Source organism: Cryomorphaceae bacterium (assembly GCA_007695365.1).
Taxonomy (GTDB): Bacteria; Bacteroidota; Bacteroidia; order Flavobacteriales_D; family SKUL01; genus SKUL01.
On sequence record REDV01000149.1, the window covers coordinates 1 to 17,768 of the forward strand.

The window sequence follows — 17,768 nt, forward strand, 5'->3', positions numbered from 1 at the left end:
CTACATAACCACCTACAAGCTGCGGGATAAGCTCTACCTCTGGAATGATTTTCACTTAGTGCCGGGCGGGTTTTTTGTAACAAGGCACGGCTTGAGTTACCGCCCCAATAAGCGATTTAACCTTACAGGAGGTTACGCGTGGGTGGCCACGTCCACAGCCTTCACCAACCGGCTTCAGCGGCAGGAGCACCGCCCCTGGGGGCAAATTGAGTACAATACACCCATTGCCCTGAGAAGCAGCCTGCGGGCCCGTATTCGCTACGACGCACGTATCCGGAATCGCATTGCAGGCAACGAAGTGCTCGACGACTACATGTTTTACAGCCGATTACGACTGATGACCAGTTATCGCTTTGTGGTGAAAAAGTTCTCAGAAACCACGCGCGCGCATTTGAACGTGATGAATGAGTTCCTGGTAAACGCCGGACACGAAGTTGGCGGCTGGAATATGGACCAAAACCGCGTGTACCTGTTGGGCGGCTTCGACGTGGCCAACCTCACCATATTGCTGGGATATCACAACCGCATCATACCCGCGCAGGCAGGCGGAGGCACCATGAAGCACGGCTTTACCCTTTGGCTGGTTCAGACCTTTGGCGAAAAACCCCGCCAACCCGAAAAGCTGATAACGCCCGAAGAAGTGCCACAGCTGTATTAAACCAGAGGGCTGCGTCGAGGGTGGGCATATTGCGCTTTCTGATCAAATTTTCAAGATTTTGATTTGTTCAGGCATACGGAATTGAATGATGAATGCGGAAAGAATGGTCAAAGCACCAATCAGAAATATGGCGTATTGAACCCCGAATAGATCGGCGGTGATTCCCGACATAACCGCTCCAAAAGCATAGCCTAAATCCCTCCAAAGCCTGAAGGTTCCTATGCTTTCTGCGCGCTGAATCGGACTCGTAGCCCCGGCTATGGTAGCGAGGAAAGTGGGATACACCAGCGCTGTTCCCAATCCCAGTATGCCCGAAATGGTGGCCAAAACATAAAATTCGCTGCTAAACGGAATGAGCAAAATGGCCAATCCTTGCAGGAGCATCCCCCAAAACAACATCGCTTTTTTGGAATAATGGTCAGCCATTTTTCCGGTAAAAAGCTGCCCTACACCCCAAACCGTGGGGTAGATGGCGGTAACAACGCCTATGTTGGCATGGTCGAAATTAAGCGCAAACAAAACGATGGGGAGCAGGCCCCATATCATCCCGTCATTGAGATTGTTCACAAGCCCGGCCTGTGTAACCGAGCTCAGGGTTTTGTTCTTAAAGGTGGTTTCAACAAACACGTTGCTGAGCTGTGCGGTGTTGTCGGTAGCACTTTCCTTGTGCACAAAAACATTGGTGTCTTGCACCCAGAGCACGGTGAGCAGGAGCCCCACCATGGAAATGAAAATTCCGATGTAAAATGGATAGGGTGTAACCCCGTATTTGCTGGCAACGAGCCCCGTCAGGAAGGCAACAATACCCACGGCAAAATAACCTGCAAATTCGTTGAGTCCCATGGCCAACCCGCGGTTTTTTTCGCCCACGAGATCAATTTTCATCACAACCGTGCTGCTCCAGGTAAATCCCTGGCTTATTCCCAAAAGTACATTGGCAAAAATGACAAAGCCCCAATTTGGGGCGTACATCAGCATGAACGGAACGGGGATGGCCAGTATCCAGCCAAACAGAAGCAGGTTCTTTCGTCCATATTTATTGGCCAGCCGACCTGTGTAATAGTTGGCAATGGCTTTGGTTATTCCAAAAGCTGTGATGAACGAAAGAATAGCCGTTTTCGAAGCTACGCCGAACTCTATTTCTGCGAACTGCGGAATGATGGTACGCTCCATTCCGATCATTCCCCCCACAAATGCGTTCACAATGACCAACAAGGAAAATTGCTTCCAATTTTCTTTCAATCCCAGCTTTACGTTTTCGGTTTTCATCATGAAAGGGTATATCCCTGCAAAGTTGCGTCTAATGTTCCACACGCCAAGTAACAATTGTTCAACCCAAATTATGCAATAGGAGGAGCGCTTAGCACCGAACCATTTGCTGGTCTGTATGCAAATATTACGTGGAGAAAAAGTTCCGGGTCTGCCGCAAGCATAGGTATTTACCTCTTACCTTTGGTTCAAAACACGAACACCAGCAAGATGATGAAACCATTCTACACCCTCTTTTCAACCGCACTTTTTTGCGTATCCGGCCACCAGGCAATCGCTCAAGCGGGCACCATTGATCCTGATTACAACTCAGGAACTGGTGCGAACAACGACATCTGGACCATGGAAATTCTGCCCGACGGAAAACTCTTTTTAGGAGGGGCCTTTACGGAGTTTCAGTTTGCTTCACTCAACCGCGTAGCACGGGCTGATGTGGATGGCACGGCTGACTTTTCGTTTTTCTCGAGCGGCGCCAATCAGGATGTCTTTTCATCTGCACTGCAACCCGACGGAAAAATTATTCTGGGCGGTGTGTTTGCCAATTTTGCAGGCACCTCAAGATTGCGGCTGGCCCGTGCAAACACCAATGGCACCAACGATGCATCTTTTGTGGTTGGAACCGGTGCTGATGGAGCAATCCGGGATATCAAGGTATTGCCCGACAACCGCATCCTGATAACAGGGAATGTAACATCATACAACGGCAACCCGTGCGGACGAATCGCGCGGTTGCTGCCCGATGGTACTTTTGACGATACATTCGATATCGGAACCGGATTCAACAGCCCGTCCTACTGCCTTGCCCTTCAAAACGACGGTAAAATCATGGTGGGCGGATTTTTTATCAACTTCAATGGCGTTTCCAGGAATCGCATTGCCCGCCTGAACGAAAATGGCTCGCTCGACGAAACTTTTGACCCGGGCACGGGTGCAAGTGCTATTGTGCGGGATATCGTGATACTGCCGGATGGCAAAATACTGATCGCAGGTCAGTTCACCTCATACAATGGTGTGGAAGTAAATCATATTGCCCGTCTGCTCCCCGACGGCAGCCTTGATACTACCTTCAATGCAGGAACCGGATTCAGCAGCGATGTGTATTCGCTGGCCTTGCAGTCAGACGGAAAAATCATTGCCGGTGGGGATTTTACTTCAGTGAACGGCATCAACGCCAACCGTATTGCACGTCTGCTGCCCGACGGCAGCGTGGATGAAAGCTTCAATACGGGTAGCGGGGCCAGCGCACGCGTTCGGCAGGTTGCCCTTCAACCCGATGGGAAAATTGTTGTGGCAGGAGATTTCACCACCTTCAATGGTGAGACCCATAACCGCTATGTGCGATTACTTGGCGACAACCTGGATTGCAACGGCGTTGAAAACGGAAGCGCGTTTTTTGACGAGTGTGGCGAATGCGTGGGTGGCGATACCGGACTGGACCCCTGCTTCGGTGGGTGTATCAACCCTGAGGCCTGCAACTACGATGCTGAGGCCGGTTTCGACGACGGCAGTTGTGTACTTATTGGTGATCCTTGCGATGACGGTGACCCTGAAACAAGCAATACCATCATTCTTGCAGACTGCGAATGCGGAGAAGACCTTGCAACCTCAACAAGCCGGTACGCTTCAACCAATGAATGGATTGCCTACCCCAACCCCGCGCGGGATATGCTCGTTATTGAAGGCACAATACACCAGCCCGTGCTCATGCAAATGTTTGACGCAAGAGGCAGGTTGATTCAAAGTGAACACTTCACCCATCGGCTGGAACTCAATACAAGCTCGCTAACGCAAGGTCTATACTTTGTAAACCTGCACCATGACGGCTCCGTAGAGCGGATCAAAGTGGTTTTGGCGAAATAGTTGAGTGTTGAATGCACCCAAGCCTTTGGCCAGGCAGGCCACCTTAGCAATCTAAATCACCATCCCCGCCGCCACCGTTTCATTGGTCGCCTCGTCAATAAGAATGAGGCTGCCTGTGTTGCGGTTGCGCTTGTAGCTATCTACGAACAGGGGTTGTGTGGTGCGAAGCCGTATGCGCGCAATGTCGTTCATGGTGATGTGCTTGTCGGCCTCGTTGCGGTGCAGCGTATTGATGTCCATTTTGTACTGGATTTCCTTCACCAGGCATCGCACCTCGCGCGTGGTATGGCGCAAAGCGTACTTGCCGTTGGGCTGTAGCGGTCGGTTGCCCATCCAGCAAACCATGATATCGAGGTCCTGCGTTACGGTGGGCTGGTTGTTGCTGCGCACAATCATGTCGCCGCGGCCCAAATCAAAATCCTCCTCCAATCGTATGGTTACCGACATGGGCGCGAAGGCTTCGCTTACCTGTTTGTCGGCGCAGTCAATGGCAGCGATGCGTGTGGTAAAGCCCGAGGGCAGCAGCGTCACTTCGTCACCGGGCTTAAATACGCCCCCGGCCACGCGTCCGGCATAGCCGCGGTAGTCGTGAAAGGCATCGGTTTGCGGCCTGATAACATGCTGTACCGGAAAACGGCAGTCAATATGATTGTGGTCGCTGGAGATATGTACATTCTCCAGGGTGTACATCAGGGTGGGGCCTTCGTACCAGGGCATGGTGACCGATCGGTTCACCACGTTATCGCCCTTCAGCGCGCTGATGGGAATAAAGCGGATATCGCTCGTAATCAGCTTTGAACTGAAGGACTCCAGGTCTTCCTTGATGTTGTTGTACACCTCCTCGCTGTAGTCCACCAGGTCCATCTTGTTGATGCAATACACAATGTGGGGAATTCCCAGCAAAGAAGCAATAAAACTGTGCCGTGCGGTTTGCTCCACCAGTCCTTTGCGGGCATCCACCAGAATAATGGCGAGGTTGGCTGTAGAGGCGCCCGTTACCATGTTGCGCGTGTACTGAATGTGCCCGGGCGTATCGGCAATGATAAACTTGCGTTTGGGCGTGGCAAAGTAGCGATAAGCCACGTCGATGGTGATGCCTTGCTCGCGCTCTGAGCGGAGGCCGTCGGTGAGCAGGGCAAGGTTTACCTCGGTTTCTCCCGATTTGCGACTGGCGCGTTCAATGGCCTCCATCTGGTCTTCGAAAATGGATTTGCTGTCGTACAAAATCCGCCCAATCAGGGTGCTTTTGCCGTCATCTACGCTGCCCGCCGTGGTAAACCGCAGCAGGTCCATGTTGAGGTACTGGTTGTTGCTTTGCATCTTAAAAATAGCCTTCTTTTTTACGGTCTTCCATGGCAGCTTCAGAGCGCTTATCATCCGAACGCCCGCCGCGTTCGGTAACGCGAGAAGCAGCAACTTCTTCAATAATCTCCTCCAGTGTGGCCGCCTCAGATCGCACGGCACCGGTACAGGTCATGTCGCCAATGGTGCGAAAGCGCACGGTCATCATCTCCGCAGTTTCATCATCGCGCATAGGTACGGCTTCGTTTTTGGCCAGGATCACGCCATCGCGCTCAAAGCACTCGCGCTCGTGAGCGAGATACAGCGAGGGAATCTCAATTTCGCGGTGCAGAATGTACTGCCACACGTCCAGCTCGGTCCAGTTGCTGATGGGAAACACCCGAAAGTGCTCGCCTATGTGCTTGCGTCCGTTAAAGAGATTCCACAATTCCGGACGCTGGTTTTTGGGGTCCCACTGGCCAAATTCATCGCGGTGCGAAAAGAAGCGCTCTTTGGCGCGGGCTTTCTCCTCATCCCGCCGTCCGCCTCCCATTGCTGCATCAAACTTGTGCGTTTCCAAAGCATTGAGCAAGGTAACGGTTTGCAGGGCATTGCGACTGGCGTTAATACCTTTCTCTTCCACCACCAAACCCTTGTCAATGGATTCCTGCACAGAGCCTACCATCAGTTCGGCACCGTATTTTTCCACCAGCGCATCGCGAAAAGCGATGGTTTCATCAAAGTTATGGCCGGTATCAACATGCAGCAGCGGAAAGGGAATTTTGGCTGGCCAGAATGCCTTGCGTGCAAGGTGGAACATAATGATGGAGTCTTTTCCGCCGGAGAAGAGCATCACGGGATTCTCAAACTGGGCGGCCACCTCGCGGAGGACGAACATCGCCTCAGCTTCAAGCTCTTCAATATGTGTTAAGCGATAGGATTTCATGCGTTGGATGGAAGTTGAATTCGATGAATGATAAGCTCAAAAAGGCGCTCCGCAGATTGCTCCGGGCTTTCATTGGCGGTTCGGAGGTGCACTTCCGGCATTTCGGGCGCCTCAAAAGGGGCGTCAATGCCCGTAAAGTTTCGGATTTCGCCGGCCCTAGCCTTTTGGTAAAGGCCTTTCACGTCGCGTTGTTCGCACACTTCAAGCGGAGCATCCACAAAAACCTCCATAAAATCGTTTCCGATAATGGTGCGCGCCTGTTGGCGAATGGCCCTGGTAGGACTCACAAAACAGTTGATGACCACCACTCCGCAATCTGTAAAGAGGCGATTGACCTCTGCGATACGGCGTATGTTTTCAGTGCGGTCGGCATCCGAAAAACCCAGGTTGTTGTTGATGCCCGCGCGCACGTTGTCGCCGTCCAATAAGCGCGTTACAACCCCTTCGCCGTGAAGCATTTCCTCAAGCAGCAGGCCTATGGTGCTTTTTCCTGAACCCGATAATCCGGTCATCCAGATGGCCAGCCCGCGATGACCGAGCAACTGCTCTTTGCGCTCACGCGAAATCATGCGGTTAAAAATGGGGTGTATGTGCAGCGGGGTTGACATGGCGGGCAAAGATAGAATTTTGGTTGCGGGGGCATTGCCCCCGGCTCTTATCTTTGCACCATAGCCTCACACCTTATGTCAGACAACCCGAAAAATAAACCTTGGCACGCCATGTCCCCCGAAGAAGTGTTGAAAACGCTCAACACCGACTCATCCAAAGGTCTTACGGCTCAGGAGGTGGAAGGACGGCGTAACCAGTACGGCCCCAACGAACTTCCGGCCGCCAGACAGCGCCCCTGGTACGTCAGGCTGTTATTGCAGTTTCACAACGTGCTCATCTATGTACTCATTGTGGCGGCTGTGATTGCCGCGCTGATGGATCATTGGATTGATACGGTGGTGATTGCAGCCGTGGTTGTGATCAATGCCGTGATCGGTTTTATCCAGGAAGGAAAGGCCGAAAGAGCCTTGGAGAGTATTCGCAATATGCTTTCACTTAAAGCTGTAGTTGTTCGGGATGGACACAAAACCACAGTGAACGCAGAAATGCTGGTACCCGGTGATGTGGTGGTGCTGAAATCGGGAGATAAGGTTCCCGCCGATATCCGCATCGTGCAGGCACGCGATGTGCGGGTAGAGGAATCGCCCCTTACCGGCGAATCCACATCCGTTACCAAGCAAGTAGACGCAGTGGCAGAAGACGCTATTTCCGGAGATCAGCTTTCCATGCTTTTCTCTGGCACTTCACTCACCTTTGGCGAAACCCGCGGGGTGGTGGTAGCTACCGGAACCCAAACGGAACTGGGCAAAATCAACCAGATGATGTCCGAGGTACAGCCCATTACCACGCCCTTATTGCAGAAAATTGAATCCTTCGGCAAATGGCTGTCCGTTATTATTTTGGGCGTAACAGGATTGTTCTTTGCCTTTGCCTGGTTTTTCCGCGATTATGATATCAGCGAGTTATTCCTGATTACCATCGGGCTTATTGTGGCATCCATTCCCGAAGGGTTACCCGCCATTATGACGATTACGCTGGCCATCGGCGTACAGCGCATGGCGCGGCGAAACGCCATCATCCGCAGGCTGCCTTCCGTCGAAACCCTGGGCGCGGTAAACGTGATTTGCTCCGACAAAACGGGAACGCTTACCCGCAACGAAATGACCGCGCGGATGGTGGTTACCGCCGACAAGCTCTACGATGTAGAGGGCGTAGGCTACGAACCAAAAGGGAATATCAAACACGAAGACAGTAAGGTAGATCCGACAAACGAGTCGGTCCTCAAGCGGCTGTTCCAAACCCTGCGCTGCAGTAACAATGCCGAAATTCACGAGGAAGAAAAGGGCTGGCAACTCACCGGCTCGCCTACCGAAGGGGCATTGCTCACGCTGAGCTACAAAGGGGGTATGCAGGATTTTGACCCCGAAAGATTGGACAGCATTCCTTTCGACTCGGAAGCAAAATACATGGCCACACTCAACCAATGGCAGGACGGCAAGGTGGTTTGCATTACCGGTGCACCCGACCGTTTGCTGGAACTTTGTACCCGGCAACTACACAACGACGGAGAGAAAGAACTGGACAAAAGCTATTGGGAGGAGCAGGTGGATACCATCGCCTCGCGGGGAATGCGCGTGTTGGGGGCGGCTTTTATGCCTTTTAAAGACGACAGCAATAGCCTCAAAAGAAGCCACTTGAAAGAAGCACTGTTTCTCGGGTTGATTGGCATTGTGGATCCGCCGCGGCCCGAGGTGGTAGATGCTATTACGGAGTGTCGGGAGGCCGGCATACGGGTAAAAATGATCACCGGCGATCATGCTGCCACCGCACTGGCCATTGCGAGGGAACTGGGTATTGGAGATGGCGAAAAAGCGATAACCGGGGCCGAACTGGAACAAATGTCGGATGATGAACTGGTTGAAATTGCCGAAGAAAACGACGTCTATGCGCGTACCAGTCCGGAGCATAAACTGCGGCTGGTGAAAGCTCTGCAAGCCCGCAACCTGCTGGTAGCCATGACCGGCGACGGGGTAAACGACGCCCCTGCACTCAAAAAAGCCAACATCGGAGTGGCCATGGGTATTAAGGGAACGGAAGTTTCCAAAGACGCCTCCGAAATGGTGCTGGCCGATGATAATTTCACCTCCATTGTGCACGCCGTGGAGGAAGGGCGCACAGTGTATGACAACATCCGAAAAGCGCTTATTTTCATACTGCCAACCAACGGAGGTGAGGCTTTTGTGCTGATGGCTGCCGTATTGCTGGGCACCGTCATGCCCATTTTACCGGTGCAGATTCTTTGGGTAAACATGGTGACTGCTGTAACGCTGGCCCTGGCTTTATCCTTTGAGCGTATGGAGGCAGGCACCATGGAACGTCCTCCGCGCAGCAGAAACGACAAGCTGCTGGGCGGCATTTTCGGCTGGCGCATATTGTACGTGTCGGTAGTGATCGGTGTGCTGTCTATGTGGATGTTTAAGTACATGAAGGGGCTTGGGCTGGAAGAAGAAGCAGCGCGTACGGTGGCTGTGAACACACTCGTTGCCTGCCAGATGTTTTACCTCTTTGCCTGCCGTCAGATACGGAGACCCGCATTCAGTGCAGCCTTCTTCAAAAACAAGGTGGCATTTCTGGCCGGCGGCGTGCTTTTACTGCTGCAGGTGGGCTTTGTTTACCTCCCGGTGATGAACACTTTTTTCGGTACAACCCCCCTGGGGATCCAGGAATGGTTCTATCCAACCGCCGCGGGTTTTGCCGTGTTTCTGCTTGTAGAGGGCGAAAAATGGCTGGTATCGCGTTTTTCGGGAGGAAGCTGATCCTTGCGGACTGTTATTTCTACTGACAATTTGTAATTTCGTTCGCTCCAATAAATAACGCTTTTTATGCACATCGCTATAGCCGGAAACATCGGATCAGGAAAAACCACCCTCACCAAATTGCTTGCCGACCACTACAAATGGGAGGCGCATTTTGAAGACGTGGATGAGAATCCCTACCTCAACGATTTTTACAACGACATGCAGCGTTGGTCGTTCAATCTGCAGGTGTACTTCCTCAACAGCCGCTTTAACCAGGTTACCGAAATCCGTCGCGAAAACAAAGACGTTATCCAGGACCGCACCATCTACGAAGACGCCTACATCTTTGCGCCCAACCTCCACGCCATGGGGCTGATGACCACACGCGATTTTGAGAATTACTTCTCGCTGTTTAACCTGATGGACGGATTTATTTCGCCGCCTGATCTACTCATCTACCTCCGCGCAACCGTACCTGCCTTGGTAAACCAGATTCAGCAGCGGGGCCGCGATTACGAGGAAAGCATCCGCCTGGATTACCTCAAGCGTCTCAACGAGCGTTACGAAGCGTGGATTTCAACCTACGATAAAGGCAAACTGCTCATCATTGACGTAGACCAGAACAACTTTCATGAAGACCCCGAAGACCTCGGCAAAATCATCAACAACATCGACGCTGAGATTCACGGGCTGTTCGACTAGCCTTGGCGCAACTCGGGTTTGCCGGGCATCATGGCCTGAATGATTACTGAGAAGGTAATGACCAACGCAGGACCGATGAGGTTGTACCACAGGTAGGCCATTTTGTAGATTTCGTATTTGTTAAGCAAAAAGAGCGTGATGATGATGGCTTCCGACAGGATGCCCGCTATAAATACTGCGTTTCCGCGAATGTGCTTGATAAAAATGGCCACGAGGAAAATACCCAGAATGGTTCCGTAGAAAAGTGAGCCGAGGATATTTACCAGCTCAATCAGGTTTTCAAACAGCGAAGCCATGTGCGCGAACCACACGGCGAGCAGTCCCCAGGCCAGCGTGAACCCGCGAGACATCATCAGCATTTTGCGCTCTCCCGGCTCGCGGTTTACTTTGCGCTGGTAAAAATCAACAGCGGTGGTGGTGGCAAGGGCGTTCAGCTCGGCCGAGGTGCTCGACATGGCCCCGGAGAAAATCACTGCGAGCAGCAGGCCCACCAGTCCGGCGGGCAGGAATTCGGTTACAAAGGTGATGAAGATGTAATCACCGCTCTTGGTTTCGGCACGCGGATTTACGGTGGTAATCAGGTTCACCACCTCGCGATTCAGCTCCACCTCGCGGGTTTTAAGGCGCTCCAGGGCCCGGCGGCTTTGCTCCACTTCTGCATCGTTGTTGCTCCGCAGCCCGGCCAGCATCTGATGGGTAAGGGCCTGTTTCTCTTCAAACAGGGCAGTTGAGCGCCCTTCGACGGCTGTGAGCTCGTCCGCATAGGCCGAATTGCGCACATTCTCCACCTCCACCTGGTTGAAAAATACCGGAGGCTGCACAAAAAGGTAAAACACAAAGGTCATCACACCGATAAACAGAATAAGAAACTGCATCGGAATCTTAAAAACACCATTGAACATCAAACCCATGCGCATCTCGGTCATGGATTTTCCGCTGATGTATCGCTGCACCTGGCTCTGGTCTGTACCGAAGTACGATAAGGCGAGAAAACATCCGCCAATCAATCCACTCCAGATATTGTACTTGCTGCCGGGATCAAACTGCAAATCCACAATATTCATTTTGCCCATTTTGCCCGCCACCTGCACGGCCTCTCCCGGACTGAGAATGGGCGACAGGTAGTGAAAAATCAGGCCCAATGCTACTATCATACCGCCCATCATTACGGCCATTTGCAATTTGTGGGTCTGGCTCACGGCCACCGAACCACCAACTACTGTGTAGAGAATCACCACCAGGCCAATAATCACAATGGTGGCATCGAGGTCCCAGGTCATCACCTTACTGAGCACGATAGCAGGTGCGTAAATCGTGATTCCCGCAGCCAGTCCGCGGCTTACCAAAAACAACAAGGCCGCCAGCCACCGGGTCTTGAGGTCAAAACGGTTTTCGAGAAATTCATACGCCGTATATACCTTCAGCCGGAAATACAACGGAATGGCAAAGGCACAGATCAACACCAGCGCAATGGGCATTCCAAAGTAGAACTGCACAAAGCTCATCCCTTCTTCATAACCCAATCCCGGGGTTGACAAAAAGGTGATGGCGCTGGCCTGCGTGGCCATGATTGACAAACCGATGGACCACCAGCGTATGCGGTTGTCCCCTCGCAGAAAATCAGTGGCGCTACCCTGACGGGATTTCCAGATGCCGTACGTTACGATACCTGCCAGGCTGCCGAGCAGCACGATCCAATCGAGTGTGCTCATGACAACCAGATGGTTAACAGGTAAAAAAGCACCATCAGCACCACGAGATAGACCATCAGCGCGGTGTAAAACCTTTTCCAGGTTCCGAGTATGGGTGGACGATCATCGTTCATTGCGCGCGGATTTTCCTCCTGCTACCAGGTTGGCCAGCAAGCGATACGCTCCCGGCACACCGGCGGGCAGTTGCCGGAAAAAAGCGATACCGGTGTAGATGAACATTCCTTCGCCATGGCGGGCTGCGATCAGGCCTCCTTTGAGGGGCTCCTTTTCTCCGGGATCTTTCCAGGCTATGAGCGGGGTAAAGGCTTCGTCCCAATCGTCGGAAAAATACAGCCCGCGCTCCTGCACCCAGTTGTCAAAGTCCTCATTCACAATTTTATTGGGGTGATTGAGCAGCGGATGCTTTTTGGCAAGGATGGTGGCCTGTGCTTCCTCATCGGTCACGCGGTCGCGGGAAATCCTGAATCGATATGGCCCGATGTCTTCGGTTACCAGACCAAAACTCACACAATACTGCACCACGAGGTTTCCGCCCTGCCGCACATACTCGTGCAGGTGGTGATTCACGCCTTCCAGCGCATTGTGCACGTTGTAGGCCCGTATGCCCGTGATGATGGCGTCATACACCGAAAGATCAGTACCGCCCAGGTCTTCGGGTGCAATGAGATTAACTTCAAAGCCCATGGCTCGCAACGCCTTCGGCACATCATCGCCCGAGCCCTCTATGTAACCGATGCGCTTTCCGGTGGTTTCGAGCTCAAAGTTCACGGCCAGCACCTCGCTGGGATAGAGCAAGGTTTGCACTGGAATATGATCGTAGTTGATTTCTTTTTCACTCTGGGAGTATGAGCCTTCGTTGGTTTCAGCGACGAGTTTTACCGTGCCGGTTTTTGCATTCGTTCCCGGACGAAGATCGAAGCTGAGCACCGTTTCCTCATTTTTTCGTTGAAGTTCAAAGTTTGCCGAAGCCGGTTCACAGGTCCAGCCAGCCGGAACTTCGGGCCTTAGCACTCCCGTCTGCCCGTCGGCGTGTGCCCGCAGGCGAACCTTGATACGGGCAACATCGCGGTTGGGTGCCACCACTACCGGCTCCGAGGGGTTCACCGTGAGCGGAGGCACTACCTTGAGCAGACGCATTTGCTCACCCTTAGCGCGGTCGGCCCATTTGTGTATCACCGGAATACGATGCTCCAGACGGTACCCCATCATTTCGAAGCGCAAGGTAGCCGAAAAGGGCCAGTCGCTCTCTGCATTGCCGCGCAGCATGGGGTCATCTACCACAAACATGCCCGGTAATTTGTCCTCCACCAACCAGTATTGCTCTGTGGCAGGGTGGTCGGCGGCAATGTTCAGGGTCATGGGAACCAGGTGGGTTCGGTCGCGCAAGAGGCCGTACGAAAGCGCAGTATCGCTTCCGTTAAGGTGCACACCCATGAATTTCACATCGACGTCGCTTCGGTTGAGTGCGGTAACATCTACCTTGATGGCATCGCCCGCCAGCACTTTGTAGTACCCGGTGGTGGCTTCGCACCAGAGGCCTGTACATTGGAGAATCAGCTCGTGCACTAGCTCCAGACGCGCATCGCGAAAATGCGAGGATGGCAGGACTTCAATTGCACGGGCAACTTCAATTAATGCGGGCACGGAAGCAGCCGGGTTGTGGGCATTGAAATCAGCAATAAGGCCTTGAATCTGGGCACCGATCGCTGCGCCTCCCTCCACACGCGACCACGCCACATCCTCGTCGTCAAAGAGCTGCTCTTTAACAGGCAGACCTTTGAGCCACTGCAAATACTCGGTATTGGAGCCCCGTTGAAGCAGCGAGCCGAACCCCTGGCTGCTGTGCTGACTGCGACTGATGGAGGCAATTTCGCCCATGGACCGCCCCAGCAGAGGCTCGTATTCACCTACTTCAAAAGAGATGATCGTTGGGTCTTGCGCGGCGCGTTCGGGCAGGCTTTTGTCCCACCAGGTACTCACGTTGTGAAAAAGTTGTTTGGGTTGCCACGGCTCCACGTATTGGAGTTGTTCGGGGAAGGCTTCGGAGTCTCCGGCCAGGTCAAAGGCTTCAAAGCTCAGCATGGCGCTGGCGGTGTGATGCCCATGGCCGCGGGGGTCGTCGTGCGAAAAGCGATTGATGATGATATCCGGGCGGTACCGACGAATCACCCAAACCACATCGCTCAGCACCTCTTCCTTTCCCCATTTCTCAAAAGATTCATCCGCACTTTTGGAGTACCCGAAATCGTAGGCGCGGGTAAAAAATTGCTGTCCACCATCGGTGCGACGGGCGGCAAGCAGTTCCTGGCTGCGGATGAGACCCAGTTCGAGGCCGATTTCGGGACCAATCAGGTTCTGGCCACCGTCGCCCCGAGTGAGGCTCAGGTAGGCCACGTCAACACGCTCATGGTTAGCAAGGTGCGCAATCAGGCGCGTATTCTCGTCATCAGGGTGCGCGGCCAGGTAAAGAACCCTTCCCAATTTGCCCAGCTTGTGCATCTCGTGCAGAATTTCGCCGGACGACCACTGCCGGCCGTATTGCGCATGAGCGAGCGCAGGTAAAAAAAGAATGAGCAACAGAAGAACTCTGATCATGGATACGATTTTAGACGAAGGGCGAAAATACAGGCTTTCGGGCAATTGAGCCCATGGCATAACCGCAGTAACGTTTGGGCAGGGGTGATTGTTTGTACTTAGGTCGTTTTGCAGACACCCACAACGAGGTAGTTATGTGCGTTGACACCTCATTGCTTACCTTTAAAGCATGAAAGAAAGGAGGATGGTTGTTGAATGGCCGGAATTGCCGGGAAAAGTGCTGCTTGTAATGCTTTGGATGGTGGCCAGCTCCTGCCAGTCACAACCTGAATTCAGGAGCGAACCCATTACCCACGAAGCCTTTACCGGATTTCTCAGGCAATATGTGGACGGCGACGGCATGGTGAACTACCGCGCCATGCAAAAAGACAGCACCTCTTTGAATAAGTATCTTGCCACGCTCGAATCCCATCACCCCCACACCGGCAAATGGAGTAAAGCAGAGCAGCTGGCCTACTGGATAAACGCCTACAACGCTTTTACGCTTCAACTTGTATTGCGCCATTACCCGGTGGAAAGCATCAAAGACCTGGGCGGATGGATTTACCGCGTAAATACCACATGGGATATTCGCTTCATTGAAATTGAGGGACAGCGCTATCACCTCAACGACATTGAGCACAATATCATTCGCAAACAGTTTGATGAGCCACGCATTCACTTTGCCCTGGTTTGCGCTGCCCGCAGTTGTCCCAGGTTGCGCAACGAAGCCTACGAGGCTCACCGACTGGAGGAGCAGCTGGAGGATCAGACCCGTCATTTTTTTAACAGTTGGCGCAACGAACTCAAAGAAGAGGCTTTGAAACTTTCAAAACTGCTGAAGTGGTACAGCGGTGATTTCAAAAACCACGGAGGGGTGCGTGTGTTCGTGGAGCGTTACGGTGCGGTTTCGGTTTCTCCCGACGCGCGTATAGAGTATCTGGAATATGACTGGAAATTGAATGAGCAGTAACTCCCTTGCTTAACACGTTTTACTTCTTGTGACATTTCGGTGCAAAAAACCCCGGCCTGCAAGCAGAACCGGGGCGTGTTTCACAGCTCGGAAATTTCTTAGAAGCGAATGGTGAGTCCTACCTGTACCACTGCGAACTCGGGGCGAACCTCCATGGTGCTGAAATCGGCTGTGCCGTTGTTCTGCAGCATGATGCTCTGGTGGTCAATCATCGTGGTGCGCGACTCATACATGCGCTGGAATTTTCCCTCCAGGAAAATGTGCGGTGCTACACGGAACTGGACACCAGCTCCCCAGCCGTACATCCACGCCATGTTGTTGTGCATGCGCTCGGTGCTTTCCATCGACTCGCCGTTGGCGTAGCGACCGGTGATGTCTTTGCGGGTTACGTAGTTGCTCCATCCAGCAACACCCTCTGCAAAAGGCTGGATACGCCCCCTGAAAGGAGCCAGGCGCAGGAAAGTTGAGTAGTTGTAGCGATTGGTAACCAGCTCCACATTACCGGAAGTCAGCGCTTCTCCGTTGTTCACAAAGACACTTTCGCTTTCGCTTCCCATGCGGTTCCATGCAAAGCCGAAACCCATGTGCACAGGTGAGCCGCGGAAGGTAGGACCCGAAACGGTGGCGGCAAGGCCCACGGGTGTTCCGTCAAATTGATTGGCAAAATCGCCTGTTGGAATGGCAGTTTGTGCTCCTCCGGACAAGGCTGTTTGCAGGCCACCTCTCTGCGCAATTGCATGCTGCGCGAACAGTACTGAAACAGCCATGACCAGCGTCTGAAAAAAAGCTCTCGTTTTCATGGCTATTCGTTTTAAAAGGTTTCGCCGTTGTTAGGTTTTCTAACTTTGGTCGTGTGCGCAAAGTAAACCAATCTGTGTGCCAAATGTTGCCGACATGGAAACCGAATGGATAGAATACGGTTATTTAGGGCTTTTCGTTGCCAGTTTTCTGGCAGCTACCATCCTGCCGTTTAGCTCCGAAGTAATTCTTGCCCTGATGCTTGCGGGTCCGTTTTCGGCAGCAGGCGTGCTGGTGAGTGCTACCATGGGAAACTGGCTGGGAGGCCTAAGCAGTTACGGCCTCGGCTACCTCGCTAAATGGCATTGGATAGAGCGCTACCTGCGCATGAAACGCGCGCAGATTGAAAGCTGGCACCAGCGCATTGAGCGCTATGGCTCCGGACTGGCGTTTTTGTGCTGGCTTCCCGTGGTGGGCGATCCCCTTGCCGTGGCCCTGGGCGTGTTCAGGGTTTCATGGCAAAAAGTGTTTTTCTGGATGCTGCTCGGAAAATTTTTACGCTACCTGCTTATCGTATTAGGAGCGCAGGCTTTTTTCCTTTAGAAGACTGAAGCCGTGTGGGATAAAAAGCCTTGTTGAGCGGATGTTCGTGTGGCTTTGGATTCCCTGTTCCCCGGCGGCTGATAAACATTTGAGGCTTCGCGGTTGTAATGAACCTGTTCAAGTCGGCATTGCCCCGACACTTAGCAAACCTTAAACACGCATCACATGCTATCACCCGTAATGAAACAGGCCTACGAATCGGCCGGTGACGACCACCGCATGACCTCCATAGAAACCCCCATGCGCGCCGACGCATTTGTGAAAACCGACGAAGAGAAAATCATAACCATTGAGCACCACTTTGCACGCATCATGGAAGAGCTTGGGCTCGACCTCACCGACGACAGCCTGCAGGGCACCCCGTATCGCGTGGCCAAAATGTTTGTAAAGGAAATGTTCAGCGGACTTGACCCCAAAAACAAACCGGCCATTTCGGTTTTTGAAAACAAGTACGAGTACAACAAGATGCTGATTGAAACCAACATCTCCTTCAACTCGGCCTGTGAGCATCACTTTTTACCGATTGTGGGCAAGGCGCACGTGGCGTACATTTCGTCGGGCAAGGTAATCGGCTTGTCTAAAATCAACCGGTTGGTGCACTACTATGCGCGCCGTCCCCAGGTGCAGGAGCGCATGTCGGTGCAGATTTTCAACGCTTTAAAAGAAGCCCTCAACACCGAGAGCGTGATTGTGGTAATTGATGCCGAGCACCTTTGCGTAACCTCGCGGGGCGTGATGGATAAAACCAGCCGCACCACTACCGTTGAGTACGGCGGGCAGTTTGCCGATAAATCCGTTCGCAACGACTTCTTCAGGATGATACCTGCTGTAAGCGGGTGTTGATGAGATAATGTGATAATGAGGCAATGAGCCGATGAGCCAATGAGACGATTAGACAATGGGAATCATGGCTTGGTTGCGAATGCTGAAAATGAAGAAAGCAAAAACTCCCGTTGCAATACCTGCAACGGGGGTTTAAGCAGTGCGATTCTAGAATTTCATGCCATCAGTCATGTAACTTGATGGCCCGTTTTACAAGCAGTTCGTCATCCACAAACAAGGTGTAGTGATACAACCCTGCGGGTAAGCCGGCGGCATCCCACAC

General features: G+C 52.7%; 14 protein-coding genes. 7 read left to right on the plus strand and 7 right to left on the minus strand.

Annotated features, from left to right (window positions below; translation table 11 throughout):
• The coding region (locus tag EA392_14820; protein TVR36526.1) for a DUF2490 domain-containing protein at positions 1-658 on the plus strand (658 nt) is incomplete at its 5' end.
• Between the two features lie 42 nt (positions 659-700).
• On the opposite strand, the gene EA392_14825 is transcribed toward EA392_14820, so the two are convergent.
• Complete coding sequence (locus EA392_14825; protein ID TVR36537.1) at positions 701-1,927, minus strand: MFS transporter; 1,227 nt, start codon at positions 1,925-1,927, stop codon at positions 701-703.
• A 210-nt stretch (positions 1,928-2,137) separates the two neighbouring features.
• Between EA392_14825 and EA392_14830 the strand changes: the two genes are divergently transcribed.
• Positions 2,138-3,787 carry a T9SS C-terminal target domain-containing protein gene (locus EA392_14830; GenBank protein ID TVR36527.1) on the plus strand — a complete coding sequence of 550 codons (1,650 nt, stop codon included), beginning with the start codon at positions 2,138-2,140 and terminating at the stop codon, positions 3,785-3,787.
• 51 nt (positions 3,788-3,838) lie between these two features.
• Here the strand turns inward: EA392_14830 and cysN are convergent, their stop codons facing one another.
• Genes cysN through cysC form a run of 3 tightly spaced genes read right to left on the minus strand, consistent with a single transcriptional unit; the run spans position 3,839 to position 6,622 of the window.
• A complete protein-coding gene (gene cysN / locus EA392_14835) occupies positions 3,839-5,107 on the minus strand; it encodes a sulfate adenylyltransferase subunit CysN (GenBank protein ID TVR36528.1) in 1,269 nt (422 codons plus the stop codon).
• A 1-nt stretch (position 5,108) separates the two neighbouring features.
• Positions 5,109-6,014 (minus strand): sulfate adenylyltransferase subunit CysD, encoded by a 906-nt coding sequence (cysD, locus tag EA392_14840; protein ID TVR36529.1) that lies wholly within the window; start codon positions 6,012-6,014, stop codon positions 5,109-5,111.
• Positions 6,011-6,622, minus strand: coding sequence for an adenylyl-sulfate kinase (gene cysC / locus EA392_14845; protein ID TVR36530.1), 612 nt, complete (start codon positions 6,620-6,622; stop codon positions 6,011-6,013). Before cysC ends, cysD begins: the two co-directional genes overlap by 4 nt.
• A 75-nt stretch (positions 6,623-6,697) precedes the next feature.
• Here cysC and EA392_14850 point away from each other — a divergent pair, with 75 nt between their 5' ends.
• Both EA392_14850 and EA392_14855 read left to right on the plus strand, forming a co-directional pair.
• Positions 6,698-9,379, plus strand: coding sequence for a cation-transporting P-type ATPase (locus tag EA392_14850; GenBank protein ID TVR36531.1), 2,682 nt, complete (start codon positions 6,698-6,700; stop codon positions 9,377-9,379).
• Positions 9,380-9,445: 66 nt separating this feature from the next.
• A complete protein-coding gene (locus tag EA392_14855; protein TVR36532.1) occupies positions 9,446-10,063 on the plus strand; it encodes an ATP-binding cassette domain-containing protein in 618 nt (205 codons plus the stop codon).
• Here EA392_14855 and EA392_14860 read toward each other — a convergent pair.
• Positions 10,060-11,775: a sodium:solute symporter gene (locus EA392_14860; GenBank protein ID TVR36533.1), complete on the minus strand. Its 1,716-nt coding sequence runs from the start codon at positions 11,773-11,775 to the stop codon at positions 10,060-10,062. The two genes, EA392_14855 and EA392_14860, sit on opposite strands and share 4 nt — an antisense overlap.
• Before the next feature lie 102 nt (positions 11,776-11,877).
• Entirely contained in the window at positions 11,878-14,430 is a 2,553-nt protein-coding gene (locus EA392_14865) for a PIG-L family deacetylase (protein TVR36534.1), read from the minus strand.
• 109 nt (positions 14,431-14,539) lie between these two features.
• Here EA392_14865 and EA392_14870 point away from each other — a divergent pair, with 109 nt between their 5' ends.
• Positions 14,540-15,322, plus strand: a complete 783-nt coding sequence (locus EA392_14870; protein ID TVR36535.1) for a DUF547 domain-containing protein — start codon at positions 14,540-14,542, stop codon at positions 15,320-15,322.
• 98 nt (positions 15,323-15,420) lie between these two features.
• On the opposite strand, the gene EA392_14875 is transcribed toward EA392_14870, so the two are convergent.
• Positions 15,421-16,089 (minus strand): hypothetical protein, encoded by a 669-nt coding sequence (locus EA392_14875; GenBank protein ID TVR36536.1) that lies wholly within the window; start codon positions 16,087-16,089, stop codon positions 15,421-15,423.
• Between the two features lie 127 nt (positions 16,090-16,216).
• On the opposite strand from EA392_14875, the gene EA392_14880 reads away from it, so the two are divergent.
• Both EA392_14880 and folE read left to right on the plus strand, forming a co-directional pair.
• Positions 16,217-16,663 (plus strand): DedA family protein, encoded by a 447-nt coding sequence (locus EA392_14880; protein TVR36538.1) that lies wholly within the window; start codon positions 16,217-16,219, stop codon positions 16,661-16,663.
• 180 nt (positions 16,664-16,843) lie between these two features.
• Positions 16,844-17,506: a GTP cyclohydrolase I FolE gene (folE, locus tag EA392_14885; GenBank protein ID TVR36539.1), complete on the plus strand. Its 663-nt coding sequence runs from the start codon at positions 16,844-16,846 to the stop codon at positions 17,504-17,506.
• The last annotated feature ends 262 nt before the right edge of the window (positions 17,507-17,768 follow it).